General features: G+C 70.0%; 17 protein-coding genes. 9 read left to right on the forward strand and 8 right to left on the reverse strand.

Features of this window, described 5'->3' with window-relative positions; translation table 11 throughout:
- Positions 1 to 21: 21 nt before the first annotated feature.
- Positions 22 to 462, reverse strand: coding sequence for an Hsp20/alpha crystallin family protein (locus LY40_RS09990; RefSeq protein ID WP_183783733.1), 441 nt, complete (start codon positions 460 to 462; stop codon positions 22 to 24).
- 194 nt (positions 463 to 656) lie between these two features.
- Here LY40_RS09990 and LY40_RS09995 point away from each other — a divergent pair, with 194 nt between their 5' ends.
- The 3 genes from LY40_RS09995 to LY40_RS10005 are packed head-to-tail and all read left to right on the forward strand — an operon-like array spanning position 657 to position 3,528.
- On the forward strand, positions 657 to 938 hold the full coding sequence (locus LY40_RS09995) for a metal-sensitive transcriptional regulator (protein ID WP_183783735.1): 282 nt from the start codon (positions 657 to 659) through the stop codon (positions 936 to 938).
- 41 nt (positions 939 to 979) lie between these two features.
- Positions 980 to 1,186, forward strand: a complete 207-nt coding sequence (locus LY40_RS10000; RefSeq protein ID WP_183783737.1) for a heavy-metal-associated domain-containing protein — start codon at positions 980 to 982, stop codon at positions 1,184 to 1,186.
- A gap of 41 nt (positions 1,187 to 1,227) precedes the next feature.
- Complete coding sequence (locus LY40_RS10005; RefSeq protein WP_372497752.1) at positions 1,228 to 3,528, forward strand: heavy metal translocating P-type ATPase; 2,301 nt, start codon at positions 1,228 to 1,230, stop codon at positions 3,526 to 3,528.
- A gap of 84 nt (positions 3,529 to 3,612) precedes the next feature.
- On the opposite strand, the gene LY40_RS10010 is transcribed toward LY40_RS10005, so the two are convergent.
- The gene (locus LY40_RS10010; protein WP_183783742.1) at positions 3,613 to 4,230 is read right to left on the reverse strand and encodes a TetR family transcriptional regulator; all 618 of its coding nucleotides are present in this window, start codon (positions 4,228 to 4,230) and stop codon (positions 3,613 to 3,615) included.
- Positions 4,231 to 4,354: 124 nt separating this feature from the next.
- Here LY40_RS10010 and LY40_RS10015 point away from each other — a divergent pair, with 124 nt between their 5' ends.
- The 5 genes from LY40_RS10015 to LY40_RS10035 all read left to right on the forward strand — a co-directional run bounded on the left by LY40_RS10015 (position 4,355) and on the right by LY40_RS10035 (position 8,513).
- Entirely contained in the window at positions 4,355 to 5,449 is a 1,095-nt protein-coding gene (locus LY40_RS10015) for a ferredoxin reductase (protein ID WP_258936616.1), read from the forward strand.
- Positions 5,450 to 5,459: 10 nt separating this feature from the next.
- Positions 5,460 to 6,578, forward strand: coding sequence for a fatty acid desaturase family protein (locus tag LY40_RS10020; RefSeq protein ID WP_258936617.1), 1,119 nt, complete (start codon positions 5,460 to 5,462; stop codon positions 6,576 to 6,578).
- Between the two features lie 29 nt (positions 6,579 to 6,607).
- On the forward strand, positions 6,608 to 6,817 hold the full coding sequence (locus LY40_RS10025; protein ID WP_183783746.1) for a hypothetical protein: 210 nt from the start codon (positions 6,608 to 6,610) through the stop codon (positions 6,815 to 6,817).
- A gap of 86 nt (positions 6,818 to 6,903) precedes the next feature.
- Positions 6,904 to 7,371: a ribonuclease E activity regulator RraA gene (rraA, locus tag LY40_RS10030; RefSeq protein WP_228726429.1), complete on the forward strand. Its 468-nt coding sequence runs from the start codon at positions 6,904 to 6,906 to the stop codon at positions 7,369 to 7,371.
- A gap of 86 nt (positions 7,372 to 7,457) precedes the next feature.
- Complete coding sequence (locus tag LY40_RS10035) at positions 7,458 to 8,513, forward strand: zinc-dependent alcohol dehydrogenase family protein (RefSeq protein ID WP_258936618.1); 1,056 nt, start codon at positions 7,458 to 7,460, stop codon at positions 8,511 to 8,513.
- Positions 8,514 to 8,561: 48 nt separating this feature from the next.
- On the opposite strand, the gene LY40_RS10040 is transcribed toward LY40_RS10035, so the two are convergent.
- Entirely contained in the window at positions 8,562 to 9,089 is a 528-nt protein-coding gene (locus LY40_RS10040; RefSeq protein ID WP_228726034.1) for a winged helix-turn-helix transcriptional regulator, read from the reverse strand.
- Positions 9,090 to 9,186: 97 nt separating this feature from the next.
- Between LY40_RS10040 and LY40_RS10045 the strand changes: the two genes are divergently transcribed.
- Positions 9,187 to 9,720: a pyridoxamine 5'-phosphate oxidase family protein gene (locus LY40_RS10045; RefSeq protein ID WP_183783750.1), complete on the forward strand. Its 534-nt coding sequence runs from the start codon at positions 9,187 to 9,189 to the stop codon at positions 9,718 to 9,720.
- Positions 9,721 to 9,745: 25 nt separating this feature from the next.
- On the opposite strand, the gene LY40_RS10050 is transcribed toward LY40_RS10045, so the two are convergent.
- The 5 genes from LY40_RS10050 to LY40_RS10070 form a co-directional block, all read right to left on the reverse strand.
- Complete coding sequence (locus LY40_RS10050; RefSeq protein ID WP_258936619.1) at positions 9,746 to 10,981, reverse strand: acyl-CoA dehydrogenase family protein; 1,236 nt, start codon at positions 10,979 to 10,981, stop codon at positions 9,746 to 9,748.
- 110 nt (positions 10,982 to 11,091) lie between these two features.
- Positions 11,092 to 12,321: an acetyl-CoA C-acetyltransferase gene (locus tag LY40_RS10055; protein ID WP_183783754.1), complete on the reverse strand. Its 1,230-nt coding sequence runs from the start codon at positions 12,319 to 12,321 to the stop codon at positions 11,092 to 11,094.
- Positions 12,321 to 13,061: a 3-oxoacyl-ACP reductase FabG gene (gene fabG / locus LY40_RS10060; RefSeq protein WP_258936620.1), complete on the reverse strand. Its 741-nt coding sequence runs from the start codon at positions 13,059 to 13,061 to the stop codon at positions 12,321 to 12,323. Before fabG ends, LY40_RS10055 begins: the two co-directional genes overlap by 1 nt.
- Before the next feature lie 41 nt (positions 13,062 to 13,102).
- Positions 13,103 to 14,338, reverse strand: a complete 1,236-nt coding sequence (locus LY40_RS10065) for a CoA transferase (protein ID WP_258936621.1) — start codon at positions 14,336 to 14,338, stop codon at positions 13,103 to 13,105.
- A complete protein-coding gene (locus tag LY40_RS10070; RefSeq protein ID WP_258936772.1) occupies positions 14,335 to 14,565 on the reverse strand; it encodes a hypothetical protein in 231 nt (76 codons plus the stop codon). Before LY40_RS10070 ends, LY40_RS10065 begins: the two co-directional genes overlap by 4 nt.
- Positions 14,566 to 14,582 lie beyond the last annotated feature (17 nt).

A 14,582-nucleotide genomic window follows, 5' to 3' on the forward strand; every position in this document is an offset into this window, starting at 1 on the left:
CCGGCCCGCCCGAACTCGTCGTTACTTGATCTCGATGCGGCGCGTCGCGTCCTCGGGGCGCTTCGGCACCTGCACGGTCAGCACTCCCTCGGCGAGCTCCGCGCTCACCTGGTCGGGATCGACGCCCTCGGGGAGGGTGACGGCGTACCGGAACTGGCCGGTGCGGCGGGTGCGTCGGCGGAAGTGCCCTTCCCGCTCGGCGATCTCGCCGCTGACCGCCAGGGTCCCTTCGGTGAGGTCGACGGCGATGTCCTCGCGCTTGACTCCCGGCAGTTCGATCTCGACCGTGTAGGCCTCGTCCGTCTCGCGGACGTCGGCGGCCGGCGACCAGGCCGGTGTCCTGTCGTTCGCGGCGCCGGCGAGCAGGCGCTGCAGTTCGTCGAGCTCGCGCAGCGGGCTCCAGGTCGGGGTCGACGTGCGCAGCGGGCGCGCCGTGCGGGTGTGCAGTACCGGGAATGCCATCTCGTTCATCCCTTCTCGGGCTCGAGGCCCGCGGCTCGGGCCTGCCATCTCGTCCAACGGAGTTGCGGCAGGCCTTGTTCCTAAAGTTGAGCCTTGTTCGCTCAAGGCGATTTCTCGCGAGCCCGGGGGTCCACCTTAGCCTTATAGGGGTAGGGGGTATATGATGATGGTGTCGACAACGAAGGAGGCATGTCATGCGGGGTTACAGCGGCGACAAGGACGCCTATCTCAAGCGGCTACGCCGGATCGAAGGGCAGATCCGTGGGTTGCAGCGGATGATCGAAGACGACGAGTACTGCATCGACATCCTCACGCAGGTCTCGGCCGCTACGAAGGCGCTCCAGTCGCTCTCGCTGGGCCTGCTGGACGAGCACCTGAAGCACTGTGTCGCGGAGGCCGTCGCCGAAGGCGGCGAGACGGCCGACGAGAAGGTTCGCGAGGCCAGTGAGGCGATTGCCCGCCTCGTGCGCTCGTGACCGGCAAAACCATTGGTGATTCTGAAGAGAAGGCGATCGTGATGTTCGAGAAGACCTACACCGTGACCGGAATGACCTGCCAGCACTGCGTGGCGTCGGTGACCGAGGAGGTCGGCGAGGTCGACGGCGTGCGTGCCGTGAACGTCGACCTCGACACCGGAGCCGTCACCGTGAGCAGTGACGCCGAGGTGGCCGACGAGGCGGTGCGGTCGGCGGTTGAGGAAGCCGGGTACACGCTGGCTGCGTGAGGCTGCACGTCGGCAATGGATGATCCGTGAAGGAGGCGGTGATGACGGCCGGATCTCGGGCATCGGAGGGCGTCGAGGCCGCCGGGCAGGACCCGGCGGCGGAGCACGAGATCGAGCTCGCGATCAGTGGCATGACGTGTGCCTCGTGTGCGAACCGCATCGAACGCAAGCTCAATAAGCTGGACGGTGTCGCGGCGTCGGTGAACTACGCGACCGAGAAGGCGCGCGTGTCCTACCCCGAAGGGGTATCGCCGGACCGGCTGGTCGAGACGGTCGAAGCCGCCGGCTACGAAGCGGTGCTACCCGTCAGGGAGACGCCCGACACCACGGGAGCGCCTGGCGGGTCGGCCTCGGCCGAACCCGTGGACCGTGAGGCGGAATCGCTGCGGCAGCGCCTCATCGGCGCGATCCTGCTGTCGGTACCGGTGATCGTGCTGGCGATGGTGCCGCCGCTGCAGTTCGACAACTGGCAGTGGGCCTCGCTCGCGCTGGCGGCCCCGGTCGTGGTGTGGGCGGCGTGGCCGTTTCACCGCAGTGCGCTGGTCAACCTGCGGCACGGCGCAGCGACGATGGACACGCTGGTGTCGATGGGGGTGTCGGCTGCGTTCGCGTGGTCGCTGTACGCACTGTTCTTCGGCGGTGCGGGCATGCCCGGTATGACGCACGCCTTCGAGTTCACGATCCAACGCGGCGACGGCAGCACCAACATCTACCTCGAGGTCGCGGCAGGCGTCACGATGTTCCTGCTGGCAGGCCGGTACTTCGAGGCGCGTGCGAAGCGCCGCGCCGGTGCCGCGCTGCGGGCGTTGCTGGACCTGGGAGTCAAGGACGTCGGCGTCCTGCGTGACGGTCGCGAGGAGCGCATCCCCGTCGACCACCTCGGCGTCGGCGACCGGTTCGTCGTGCGGCCGGGGGAGAAGATCGCGACCGACGGCGTCGTCGTCGACGGCGTGTCCGCGGTCGATGCCAGCATGCTCACCGGCGAGTCGGTGCCGGTCGAGGTCACCGCGGGCGACACCGTCGTCGGGGCCACCGTCAACCAGGGCGGCAGGCTCGTGGTCGAGGCGACTCGCGTCGGCGGGGACACGCGGCTGGCGCAGATGGCCAAGCTCGTCGAGGACGCCCAGGCGGGTAAGGCGGAGGTGCAGCGGCTCGCCGATCGCATCTCCGGGGTGTTCGTGCCGATCGTCATCGTGCTGGCAGTGGGCACGCTGATCGGCTGGCTGGCCACCGGTGGTGCCGTCGAGGCGGCGTTCACCGCGGCCGTCGCCGTGCTGATCATCGCCTGCCCGTGCGCGTTGGGCCTGGCCACGCCGACGGCGTTGCTCGTCGGTACGGGCCGGGGCGCGCAGCTGGGGATCCTCATCAAGGGGCCCGAGGTACTGGAGTCCACGCGCCGGGTGGACACCGTCGTGCTCGACAAGACGGGCACCGTCACCACCGGCACGATGACACTCGGCGCGGTGCACGTCGCCGAGGGCACCGATCGCGTCGAGGCGTTGCGACTCGCCGGTGCCGTCGAGAACGCCTCACAGCACCCCATTGCCCGGGCGATCGCGGATGCGGCGGAACGGGAACTCGGCGACGTGCCGGAGGCCGGCGACTTCGCCACGACGAACGGCCTCGGGGTGCACGGTGTCGTCGACGGTCACGCCGTCGTCGTCGGCAGGGAGGCGCTGGCCAGGGAATGGAGCCTGACGCTGCCGGACGAACTCGTGGCCGCGAAGGAAGCCGCGGAACGCGACGGCAGCACCGCGGTGATCGCGGGCTGGGACGGCGAGGCACGTGCCGTGCTCGTCGTCAGTGATGAGGTCAAGGCGACGTCGGCCGAAGCGGTGCGGCGGATGCGGTCGCTGGGTTTGCGCCCGGTACTGCTGACCGGTGACAACGACGCCGTCGCGCGGGCTGTCGCCACGCAGGTGGGCATCGAGTCGGCGGACGTGATCGCCGAGGTGTTGCCCGAGGACAAGGTCGCCGTCGTGGAGCGGCTGCAGTCCGAGGGCCGGGTGGTCGCCATGGTCGGCGACGGCGTGAACGACGCCGCGGCACTGGCCTGCGCCGACCTCGGCCTGGCGATGGGAACGGGCACGGACGTCGCGATCGAGGCGGGCGACCTGACGCTCGTGCGCGGCGACCTGACCGCGGCCGCCGACTCCATCCGGTTGTCGCGCCGGACCCTGCGGACCATTCAGGGGAATCTGTTCTGGGCGTTCGGCTACAACGTCGCCGCGTTGCCGCTCGCGGCGGCCGGGTTGCTCAATCCGATGCTCGCCGGTGCCGCCATGGCACTGAGCTCGGTGTTCGTGGTGACGAACAGCCTGCGGCTGCGCCGCTTCTCCTGACCGGCGCCCCCAAGGGCACTTTGGTTGCACTCAATGCAACCAAAGTGCCCTTGGGGGCTTCTCGCGTGCATCAGCGCGGTGCTCTCAGCTGCTGCGCCAGTGCGGCACGCCGAGAAAGATCAGGCGGAGTTTCCGCTCGGCTTCGGCCGTGATCTCGGCCTCCGAGCCGGGGCGTGCTTCCAGTAGGTCGAGCACGGTCGCCAGCATCGCGGACACGATGAGGTCGGCCAGCATGCGCAGGTCGTCGGTCGACCAGTCGCGCAGGCCGTCGAAGCGTGCGAGGTCCACCGCCAGTTCGCCCGCGAGGAGTTTCAGCTCCACGCCGATGGTCTGGCGCACCGCGCCGGTGCCGCCGTAGCGCTCCCGCACCAGGAACCAGTAGTGCTCCTCGTGTGAACGCACGTGCTCCGAAAGAGTTCGCACCGATGCGCGGATGAGGTCGGCCGAACCACCGGGCGCGTTGCGTGCTCCGCGGATCATCGTCCGCAGCGTGCGCATCGACTCCTCGACGAGCGTGACGCCCAGTTCGTCCATCGACTCGAAATGACGGTAGAACGCCGTCGGCACGACACCGGCCTGCTTGGCGATCTCCCGCAGGCTCAACCCGGCGAATCCCCGCTCGGACGCCTGTCGCAGCGCCGCGTCGAGCAGTGCGCGCCGCGTCCGTTCCTTCCGCTCGTTGCGGGTCTCCGGTGCCGTCATGGCTGTCGAGCATACGTCGGCCGGTTCTGTAACCCCGTTCACATCGACCCTGGTCACCTTGCGCCTCCACCTGATCGCCTACAAGATTGAGTGTACAGTCGTTCACTGAAAATGGAGGCGCGGAATGGCGATGCGCACAGTGCGGCGAGCGGCGACCCGGCCGGGATCGCTGCCCGCCTCGCTCGCGTCACTGGCGGAGAAACTGCTGACGCCGCACGGGGTCGACCGCTACCTCGAACTGATCGACCCGATGCTGGTACGCAGCGAGATCCGCGGCGAGGTCGTGGCCCTGCGCAGGCCGACCAGGGATTCGATCACGCTGACGGTCCGCCCGAGCAGGGCGTGGCGGGGTTTCGCCGCGGGGCAGTTCGTCCGCGTCACCGTCGACATCGACGGGGTGCGGCGTACGCGCTGTTACTCGCCTGCCGGCAGTGCGCATCGCGGTGACGAGCTCGAGTTCACCGTCAAGGCGCACGAGGGCGGACTGGTCTCCCGGCACCTGCACGAACGTGGGCACGTGGGCATGGTGCTCGGGCTGTCACCGGCCGACGGCACCTTCGCGTTGCCCGAACCGCGGCCCGAATCGATCGTGCTCATCGCGGGAGGAAGCGGCATCACGCCGGTGTTGTCGATGCTGCGGACACTGGTCGACGAACGGCACCCGGGCGAGGTGTCGTTGCTGTACTACGCGCGGACCCCCGACGACGTGCCCTACGCCGACGAACTCGACGAGCTCGCGGCCAGGCGGGGCGTACGCATCCACGTCCGGCACACGGCGACCGACGGGCACTTCAACGCCGACCACCTTCGCCGGGTCGCACCGTGGTTCGCCCGCGCCACCACGTATCTCTGCGGGCCGTCGTCGCTGATGGAGGCGGTGCGCGCGCACTACGCCGACGCGGGGATCAGTGAACACCTGCACACCGAGGAGTTCGCGCCGCCGGTACTGACGGTCGCTGCGTCCGAGGCGGGCGGTCGCATCCGCTTCGTGCGCAGTGGGGTGGACATCGTGAGCGACGGTCGGCCGCTGCTGGAACAGGCCGAGGACGCGGGCCTGTCCCCGGAACACGGCTGCCGCATGGGTATCTGTTTCTCGTGCACCCAGCGCAAGGTGTCCGGCGTCGTGCGCACCGCGGGTGGCGAGGAATCGGCCGAGGACGACGAAGAAATCCAGCTGTGCGTCACCGCCGCGGTGGGTGACGTCGAGATCGACTGTTAGGAGCCACCTCATGACGGGCTTGCAGGACCGGCTCACGCCGGAACAGGTCGAAGAGTTCGGCCGCGAGATGGACGAACTGCGCCGGCGGGTCGTCGCCGACCTCGGCGCCGAGGACGTCGAGTACATCCAGAACGTCATCAAGACCCAGCGGGGCCTCGAGGTCACCGGAAGGGCGCTGATGTACGCCGGGTTCTTCCCGCCCGCCTGGCTCGCGGGAGTGGGCGCACTGTCGCTGGCGAAGATCCTCGACAACATGGAGATCGGCCACAACGTCATGCACGGTCAGTACGACTGGACGCGTGACCCGGCGCTGAGTTCGCAGCGGTTCGAATGGGACAACGTGGCGCCCGCCGAGAACTGGCGGCACTCGCACAACTACATCCACCACACCTACACCAACATCGTCGACAAGGACCGCGACGTCGGCTACGGCATCCTGCGCATCGACCCGGCGCAGAAATGGCACCCGTACTACCTCGGCAACCCGGTGTACGCGACGTTGCTGGCGATCTTCTTCCAGTGGGGCGTCATGCTCCACGACCTCGAGGTCGACCGGGTCCTCAAGGGCGAGCGCAAGTGGTCGGAGTTCAGCGAGGAGCGGCGCCGCATCGGCCGGAAGATGGGCAGGCAGATCGGCAAGGACTACGTGCTGTTCCCGCTGCTCACCGGGCCGCTGGCGCCGCTGACGTTCGCGGGCAACGCAGCGGCCAACCTGGCCAGGAACCTGTGGGCGTTCGGGATCATCTTCTGCGGCCACTTCCCGGCCGACGTCGAGAGCTTCTCCGAGGAGGAGACCGAACGCGAGACGCGCGGCCAGTGGTACCTGCGGCAGATCCTCGGCTCGGCCAACATCACCGGCGGCTCGCTGTTCCACATCCTCTCCGGCAACCTCTCGCACCAGATCGAGCACCACCTGTTCCCGGACATCCCGGCGCGGCGGTACCCGCAGATCGCGGGCGAGGTGCGGGCGATCTGCGAGAAGTACGGCCTGCCGTACCACACCGGACCGCTGCACAAGCAGCTGTGGTCGGTGGCGAAGAAGATCGTCAAGTTCGCGCTTCCCGGCAGCGGGGACCGCGAGCCCGAACCGGCTACAGTCGAGCGCGACCGGACACCTGCTGCGGCCTGAGGCACGCAGACACGACGAGGGAGGGTGACATGGTCGGCCGATTCGAGGCGGGCAAGGACACGGTGCAGGTACTCACCGAGCAGGCGGCGTCGCATGTCGGCAACATCGCCGGGATCATCACCGGCGCGGTGCGCGACGTCGCGCGCGAGACGGGCGACTGGGTGACCGAGTTGATCGAGATGCGGGAGGCCTCGGGGAAGGCCGTGGCCGACGAGGATCGGGAGACGGGCGACCGCTGAGCCCGGCACGCGCCTGTGTGGCGTGCGCCTCCCCGGGCGGACCGGGTGCGTACCCGGTGGTCATGATGTCCCGCGTGAGTGACGTGATGAGTACGGCAGACCTCGTCGACGAACACGGCGAGGCGCTGCGCGTGTGCGATACCCAGTTCCGGCAGTTCGGCTCGCACCGGGAGTTCTCCGGCAGGGTGCGAACGGTGTCCTGTCACCAGGACAACGGCCTGGTCAAGCAGCTGCTGAACTCGGAAGGCGAGGGCTGCGTGCTCGTGGTCGACGGCCGCGGGTCGCTGCACACGGCACTGACCGGTGACCTGATCGCGGGTGCCGCGGTGCGCAACGGCTGGGCCGGGCTGGTCATCAACGGCGCGGTGCGGGACTCGGCCGTGCTGGGCGGGTTGCCGCTGGGCGTGCAGGCTCTCGGCACGAACCCGCGCAAGAGCAGCAAGGACGGGGTCGGCGAGGTCGACATCCCGGTCGAGTTCGGCGGCGTCACCTTCCACCCCGGCGACACGCTGTACGCCGACGACGACGGCGTGGTGCTGCTGCCACGGGCCTGACCGGCCGCGCGGCCGACTCCGGCTCCGTCCACGACTCGCGGCGGGCCGGGGGTGATGCGCCGGGGCGCCGCGGTCAGACTGACGGCATGCAGGCTGTCGTCTACGCCGGTTACGGCGAACCGCCCGTGCTCACCGATGTCCCGGAGCCGGAGTGCCCGTCCGACGGCGTGGTGGTCGCCGTGCGCGCCACCGGCGTGTGCCGGTCGGACTGGCACGCCTGGAAGGGGCACGAGCAGGTGCCGTTGCCGCAGATCCCTGGACACGAACTGGCCGGTGTCGTCACCGAGGTCGGCGTGGACGTCACGCGCTGGCAGCCCGGCGCGCGGGTGACGGTGCCGTTCGTGTGCGGGTGCGGGCGGTGTGAGTACTGCGCCGCCGGTGAGGCGCAGGTTTGCCCCCATCAGACGCAGCCGGGCTTCACCGGGCCGGGCTCCTACGCCGAGCGCGTGGCATTGCACGCGGCCGACCTCAATCTCGTGCCACTGCCCGAGACCGTGGGTTTCACGGCGGCCGCCTCGCTCGGCTGCAGGGTCGCCACGGCGTTCCGCGCGGTCATGGTCCACGGTCGGGTCGGGCCGGGGGACTGGCTGGCGGTGCACGGCTGCGGTGGCGTGGGACTGTCGGCGGTGCAGATCGGGGTCGCGCTGGGCGCGCGGGTGGTCGCCGTCGACGTCGCGGATTCGCCGCTCGACAACGCGCGCCGCCTCGGTGCGCAGGCCGTCGTGAACTCGGCTGGATCGGATGCTCCGGAGACGGCGGCGGCCGTGCGGGAGCTCACCGGCGGCGGGGCGCACGCGTCGATGGACGCCTTCGGTTCGGCCGGTACGTGCATCTCGTCGGTGCGGAGTCTGCGCCGCCGCGGCAGGCACGTGCAGGTCGGCCTGCTGTTCGGGGAGGCGGCGACCCCGCCGATCCCGATGGACGTCGTCACCGCGCAGGAGCTGGAGGTGCATGGTTCCCACGGGATGCCGGCGCGCGACTACCCGCAGCTGCTCGCGATGCTCGCCGACGGCACGCTGCGCCCCGAGGAGCTGATCGGCGAGACCATCGGCCTCCGGCAGGCACCGGCCGCACTGGAGGCGATGGACGAGCCGACGGCCGGCACCGGCGCAGGGATGACCGTGGTCGAATTGCCCGGCTGAGTCACCGGCGAGCGAGGCGGTCGTCGGCAGGGGCGAGTGGGGTTCCGCTCACGCACCGCCCGTGGATCGACTGCCCGTACGGGCCCGCTCGACGGCGAGTTCGAACGACGGGCCGTGTCCGGGTGGGTGGTGGCGTGCCGCCGCGCCCAGGTGCGCCTCACGGAGGTCGTCCATGAAGCTTTCCCACAGCGGAGGGCCGCCGTCTTCGAGGACCTCGGCGTAGCGGCTCAGCTCGTCGTCGGCTCCGAGCTGCCTCCTGCCCCACACCCCGATCTGGACGAACACCGGCACCAGCGTGATGGCCCGTTCGGTCAGGTTGTAGAGCGCCTTCTGTTTGTGTCCGGGGTCGTCGCTCCTGGTGAGCAGTCCGCGGTGGACCAGTAGTTTCAGCCGGTCGGCGAGGATGTTGGTGGAGATGCCTTCGTCGCAGGTGAGCAGCTCACGGTAGTGCCGCTTCCCGGCGAAGACGATGTCGCGGAGCACCAGCAGCGTCCAGCGGTCCCCGAAGACCTCCAGCGACAGGTTGACCGGGCACAGGGAACGAGGAGACGCGGTCATCCGATCCGGCTCTGCCATCCGCTTCGATTCTCCAACCGGTTGTGTTCTTGCATCGGTCACCTCTAGTCTACAACTGCTTGCAAAATTGCAGCGGTAGCTGATCCGAGGAGGAACGATGCAGGCACATCCCGTCGTCGAGGCGATTCCACCCGTCGGCCGCGGGACCGCGCTCGACGCGCAGGCCGAGCTGGAACCGCTGTCCTGGGCCGAGGCCGAACGCCGCCTCAACACCGACGCGTCCTGTTGGCTCGCGACCGTGCGCCCCGACGGGGCGCCGCACGTGGCTCCGCTGTTCGCGGTGTGGTCGGAGTCCCGGGTGTACGTGTGCTCGAAGGACACGACACGCAAGAGCAGGAACCTCATCGCGGACGGCCGGTGCGTGGTCACCACCGACGTCGACGCGGCGCACGTGATCGTCGAGGGTCGTGGCCTACGGGTGTCCGATGAGGACACGCTCCGGCGCACATCGGATGCCTTCGCTGCGGTCTACGGCTGGCCGACGACGGTCGCGGGGGAGCTGCTCGACGCTCCGTTCGGCGCGCCGACCTCCGGTGGGCCGCCGTACGCGGTATTCGAGATCGCCCCGGAGACGGCGTTCGCGTTTCCCATGGAGGGCACGTTCCTGCCGACCCGGTGGCGATTCACGTGACCCGGTGCGCTGCCATGTGAGCGGCTCAGCTGCGGAGGCGATACTCCTTGAGCAGGCCCTTGCTGATGATCGTCTTCTGGATCTCGCTCGTACCCTCGCCGATGAGCAGGAACGGCGCCTCGCGCATGAGGCGTTCGATCTCGTACTCCGTGGAATAGCCGTAGCCGCCGTGGATGCGGAACGCCTCCTGGGTGACCTCGGCGCAGTACTCGCTGGCGATGAGCTTGGCCATGCCGGCTTCGACGTCGTTGCGTGCGCCGGAGTCCTTGAGGCGTGCGGCGTTGACCATCATCAGGTGGGCGGCTTCGACCTTCGTGGCCATCTCGGCCAGCTTGAACGAGATCGCCTGGTGCTCGGCGATGGGCTTGCCGAACGTCTCGCGCTGCTGGGCGTACTCGATCGCCAGCTCGAAGGCACGGATCGCGATGCCGCACGCACGAGCCGAGACGTTCACGCGACCGACCTCGATGCCGTCCATCATGTACGAGAAGCCCCGGCCGGGAGCTTCGCCGAGCACCATGTCGGAGCCGATACGGAAGCCGTCGAACACGGCCTCGGTGGTGTCGACGCCCTTGTAGCCCATCTTGTCGATCTTGCCGGGAATCGTGAGCCCCGGCAGCACCTCGCCGTAGCCCTCCGGCTTCTCGACGAGGAAGGTCGTCAGGTTCCGGTGCGGGCTGTCGGCACCCTCGTCCGTGCGGGCCAGCAGTGCGACGAGGGTGGACGTGCCGCCGTTGGTGAGCCACATCTTGGCGCCGTCGATGACGTACTCTCCCCCGCCGGCCACGCCCCCACTGGCGGAGGCGCCCCCATTACTGTCGAGGGTGGCCTTCGTGCTGATCGCGGCGACGTCGGAACCGAGGCCGGGTTCGGACATCGAGAACGCGCCCCGCACCTCGCCGGTGGCCATGCGCGGCAGGAAGTGGCGTTTCTGAGTCTCGGTGCCGTGCCGGGCGATCATGTGGGCCACGATGAAGTGGGTGTTGATCACGCCCGACACGCTCATCCAGCCCCGCGCGATCTCCTCGACGACGAGCGCGTACGTCAGCAGTGACTCGCCGAGCCCGCCGTACTCCTCAGGGATGGTGATGCCGAACAGCCCCATCTCCTTCATGCCCTCGACGATCTCGGCGGGATAGGTGTCGCCGTGCTCGAGTTCCTGTGCATGCGGGATGATCTCGTTGTCGACGAACTTCCTTACCGTCGCCAGGATCTCGGACTGCACATCGGACAGTCCTGCGGTGTGCGCCAAGCGGGCCATGGCTGTGCGGCCTCCAAGGGAGCGGTGTGGGTTCGCGCCCCGCCCGCCGGGCCGGCGGACGGGGCGTCGGTCTGAGGGCGGCCGGCCGGGTGGCATGCCAGCCGCGGGTGTCAGCCTGTGACGCGTTCGACGACCGCGGCGAGGCCCTGACCACCGCCGATGCACATCGTTTCCAGGCCGTAGCGCACTTCGCGCCGGTCCATTTCCCTGGCCAGGGTGGCGAGGATCCGCGTGCCGGTCGCTCCGACGGGATGGCCGAGCGAGATGCCGGAGCCGTGGACGTTGAGGCGGTCGAAATCGCCGGCCCCGAAGTTCCACTCGCGCGTGCACGCGAGCACCTGTGCGGCGAACGCCTCGTTGAGCTCGATGAGGTCCATATCGGACAGTGCCAGGCCGGCGCGGTCCAGCGCCTGCCGTGACGCCGGAACCGGCCCGATGCCCATCGTTTCGGGCGGCACCCCGGCGACGGCCCACGAAACGATCCGCACCAGCGGGCGCAGGCCCAGCTCGGCGGCCTTGTCCGGGTGGGTCACGATGCACATCGCGGCCGCATCGTTCTGTCCGCTGGCATTGCCCGCGGTGACGGTCGCGTCCGAGTCCTGCTTGCCGAGCACGGGTTTCAGTCCGCCCAACGTCTCGAGCGAGGCATCGGCGCGCGGGTGCTCATCGGTATCCACAACGGACTCGCTCTTGCGGGTGCGAACGGTCACCGGCACGATCTCCTCGGCGAACACGCCGGACCGCTGCGCCGCCACGGCGCGCTCGTGGGAGGTCAGGGCCAGCCGGTCCTGCTCCTCGCGCGGGATCGAGTATTCGCGGCGCAGGTTCTCGGCGGTCTCCAGCATCCCGCCCGGCACGGGATGGTTCCGGCCGCCCGCGGTGATGCGGCCCCGGGCGAGTCCGTCCTCCAGCATCACGCCGGCACCCTTGACGCCCCAGCGCATCTCGGTGGAATAGAACGCCACGTTGCTCATACTCTCGGCGCCGCCGGCCACGACGACGTCGCTCGCCCCGCTCTGCACCTGCATCGCGGCCTGCAGCACCGCCTGCAGCCCGGAACCGCAGCGGCGGTCGATCTGCATGCCGCCGGTGTGCTCGCCCAGCCCGGAGTTGAGCGCGACCATGCGGCCGATCGCGGGTGCTTCGCTGGTCGGATAGCAGTGGCCGAGTACGACGTCGTCGACCGCATCCGGGGCGACGCCGCTGCGCTCCAGCAGACCGCGCAGTGCGACCTCGCCGAGGTCGGCGGCGCTCAGCGGACGGAGGACGCCACCGAACCGGCCGATCGGGGTGCGGACCGGTTCGCAGATCACGGCCTCACGGGTCGTTCCGGTGCTCATCACATGAACCTCCCACCGGTGACCTCGAGCACGGTCCCGGTCATGTAGGACGACAGATCGGAGGCGAGGAACAGCGCCACGCTCGCCACTTCGGACACCTCGCCGGCCCGTTGCATGGGGATCTCGGCCATCTTGTGATCCCACACGTGTTCGGGCATGGCCTCGGTCATCGCCGAGCGGATCAGGCCCGGCTGGATCGCGTTCACCCGCACGCCGTGGTGGGCCATCTCCTTGGCGGCCGCCTTGCTCATGCCGACGATGCCCGCCTTGGCCGCCGAGTAGTTGGTCTGGCCGGCCATGCCGACCTTGCCGGACAGCGACGAGATGTTGACGATCGCGCCGCTCTGCTGCGCGCGCATGATGGCGGAGGCCTTCCGCAGGCCGTTCCACGTGCCTTTCAGGTGGACCTCGATGACCTGGTCGAACTGCTCCTCGGTCATCGTCCGCATCGTGGCGTCGCGGGTGATGCCCGCGTTGTTGACCAGGACGTCGAGCGCGCCGAAGCGGTCGGTGGCGGCGGCCAGGAGCGCGTCGACGTCGTCCGGTGCGGTGACGTCGCAGCGCACGGCCGTCGCGACGGCGGAGCCGCCGAGCTTCTCCGCCGCGGCCGTTGCCGCCTGGTCGTCGACGTCGCCGACGACCACCCGCGCACCGTCGGCGACGAATCGTTCGGCGATGGCGAAGCCGATTCCTTGTGCGGCGCCGGTGATCACGGCGACCTTGCCGTCGAGCAGACCCATGTGGTGGCGGTGTCCCTTCTCTGTGGATGCTGGCGTACGGATCACGCGGGGCCCGCGACGAGCCCGGCGTCGTGCAACCTGCCGATCTCGGCAGGGCTGAGGCCGAGGCGTTCGCTCAGTACCGCGTCGGTGTCGGCGCCCAGCGCCGGTGCGGATTGCGGTGGGCGGGCTTCGCCCGCCGTGCGGATGGGACCGGCTGCGGCGGCCATCGGGCCGATGCCGGGCTGGTCGATCTCCCGTACCACGGACGTGGCGTCGGCGAGCGCCAGCCGGGTGGCCTCGGCCATGTCCCGGTAGGGACCCCACAGCACGCGGGACTCGTCGAGCAGGTCGGCGACCTCGTCGTAGGGGCGCGCGGCGAACCACGGCCGCAGGATCGCCTCGATCGTCTCGCGGAACCGGTAGCGATCGGACTCGTCCGACAGGTCGGCACCGAGCGCGGGTTCGAGCGCGGCGAACACCTCCGTGGTGCCGGTGGCCCTGCACAGCGCGGTCCACTGGCCGCCGGTGAGCGCGACGACGATGACCCGGCGGCCGTCGGCAGTGGGGAAGTCGACGCCGAAGCTGCCGTAGGTGTGGTTGCCGATGCGCTCGCGGCTGCGGCCCGTCCGATGGGCCTCGGCGAGCCAGCCGAGGTCGCCGACGGCCGCCAGCGCCACGTCGGACAGCGCGATCGTCGACGACGCACCCGCACCGGTGCGGGTGCGACGGTGCAGCGCGGCGAGAATCGCCGTCACGGCGTACTGGCCGCACAGGAAATCCCAGGCCGGCAGGGCATGGTTGACCGGACCGTGGTGGTCGGCCGGGCCCGTGAGATCCGGAACGCCGACGGCGGCGTTGACCGTGTAGTCGACGCCGGGCTTGCCTCCCGCCGCTCCTTCGACGTGCACGTGGATCGTGTCGGCCCGACGGGCGGACAGTTCGTCCGAGGTCAGCCGGGCGCGCCCCGCGACGTTGTCGAGGTAGATCCCGGCGTCGGGGCCGGGATCGGTGGCCAGCGCGAGGAGGAGTTCGCGGCCTTCCGGGGCGCGGAAGTCGAGGGCGAGCGAACGTTTGCCCTTGTTGAGGCTGGCCCAGTACAGGCTCGTGCCCCGATCGTCGACGGGCCAGCGGTGGAAATCGCCTCCGCCGCCGGGCGGGTCGACCCGTAGCACGTCGGCGCCGAGCCTGGCCAGTGCCATGCCTCCCGAAGGCCCAGCCACGAAGCTAGCGCATTCGACGACACGGAGTCCGGCGAGCGGGTCGGCCGCAGAGGTCGGAGGCCCGGGCGCCGTCATGCCCGCGGTCCGGCGGCGCCGACGGGGCGGACGTGGGCACCGGGCGCGGGCGCTGCGGACATGAGGGCGGCAGGCTCGAGTGCTGTGTGCACCGGCGCGACGAGCCTGCGTGCCGTGGGCACGGGCGCGACGAGTTCGGGTGCCACGAGCTCGGGCGCGACCGGCAACGGCGCGACCGGCAACGGCGCGACCGGCAACGGCGCGACCGGCATGGGCTCATCGGGCATGTCCGCGACCTCCAACG

Source organism: Prauserella salsuginis (assembly GCF_024648885.1).
Taxonomy (GTDB): Bacteria; Actinomycetota; Actinomycetes; order Mycobacteriales; family Pseudonocardiaceae; genus Prauserella; species Prauserella salsuginis.

Excerpts from the sequence above, each read along its gene's own strand:
- LY40_RS09990 (WP_183783733.1), bottom strand. The coding sequence starts at position 462 with ATGGCATTCCCGGTACTGCACACCCGCACGGCGCGCCCGCTGCGCACG.
- LY40_RS09995 (WP_183783735.1), top strand. The coding sequence starts at position 657 with ATGCGGGGTTACAGCGGCGACAAGGACGCCTATCTCAAGCGGCTACGC.
- LY40_RS10000 (WP_183783737.1), top strand. The coding sequence starts at position 980 with ATGTTCGAGAAGACCTACACCGTGACCGGAATGACCTGCCAGCACTGC.
- LY40_RS10005 (WP_372497752.1), top strand. The coding sequence starts at position 1,228 with ATGACGGCCGGATCTCGGGCATCGGAGGGCGTCGAGGCCGCCGGGCAG.
- LY40_RS10010 (WP_183783742.1), bottom strand. The coding sequence starts at position 4,230 with ATGACGGCACCGGAGACCCGCAACGAGCGGAAGGAACGGACGCGGCGC.
- LY40_RS10015 (WP_258936616.1), top strand. The coding sequence starts at position 4,355 with ATGGCGATGCGCACAGTGCGGCGAGCGGCGACCCGGCCGGGATCGCTG.
- LY40_RS10020 (WP_258936617.1), top strand. The coding sequence starts at position 5,460 with ATGACGGGCTTGCAGGACCGGCTCACGCCGGAACAGGTCGAAGAGTTC.
- LY40_RS10025 (WP_183783746.1), top strand. The coding sequence starts at position 6,608 with ATGGTCGGCCGATTCGAGGCGGGCAAGGACACGGTGCAGGTACTCACC.
- rraA (WP_228726429.1), top strand. The coding sequence starts at position 6,904 with ATGAGTACGGCAGACCTCGTCGACGAACACGGCGAGGCGCTGCGCGTG.
- LY40_RS10035 (WP_258936618.1), top strand. The coding sequence starts at position 7,458 with ATGCAGGCTGTCGTCTACGCCGGTTACGGCGAACCGCCCGTGCTCACC.
- LY40_RS10040 (WP_228726034.1), bottom strand. The coding sequence starts at position 9,089 with ATGGCAGAGCCGGATCGGATGACCGCGTCTCCTCGTTCCCTGTGCCCG.
- LY40_RS10045 (WP_183783750.1), top strand. The coding sequence starts at position 9,187 with ATGCAGGCACATCCCGTCGTCGAGGCGATTCCACCCGTCGGCCGCGGG.
- LY40_RS10050 (WP_258936619.1), bottom strand. The coding sequence starts at position 10,981 with ATGGCCCGCTTGGCGCACACCGCAGGACTGTCCGATGTGCAGTCCGAG.
- LY40_RS10055 (WP_183783754.1), bottom strand. The coding sequence starts at position 12,321 with ATGAGCACCGGAACGACCCGTGAGGCCGTGATCTGCGAACCGGTCCGC.
- fabG (WP_258936620.1), bottom strand. The coding sequence starts at position 13,061 with ATGGGTCTGCTCGACGGCAAGGTCGCCGTGATCACCGGCGCCGCACAA.
- LY40_RS10065 (WP_258936621.1), bottom strand. The coding sequence starts at position 14,338 with ATGACGGCGCCCGGGCCTCCGACCTCTGCGGCCGACCCGCTCGCCGGA.
- LY40_RS10070 (WP_258936772.1), bottom strand. The coding sequence starts at position 14,565 with ATGCCCGATGAGCCCATGCCGGTCGCGCCGTTGCCGGTCGCGCCGTTG.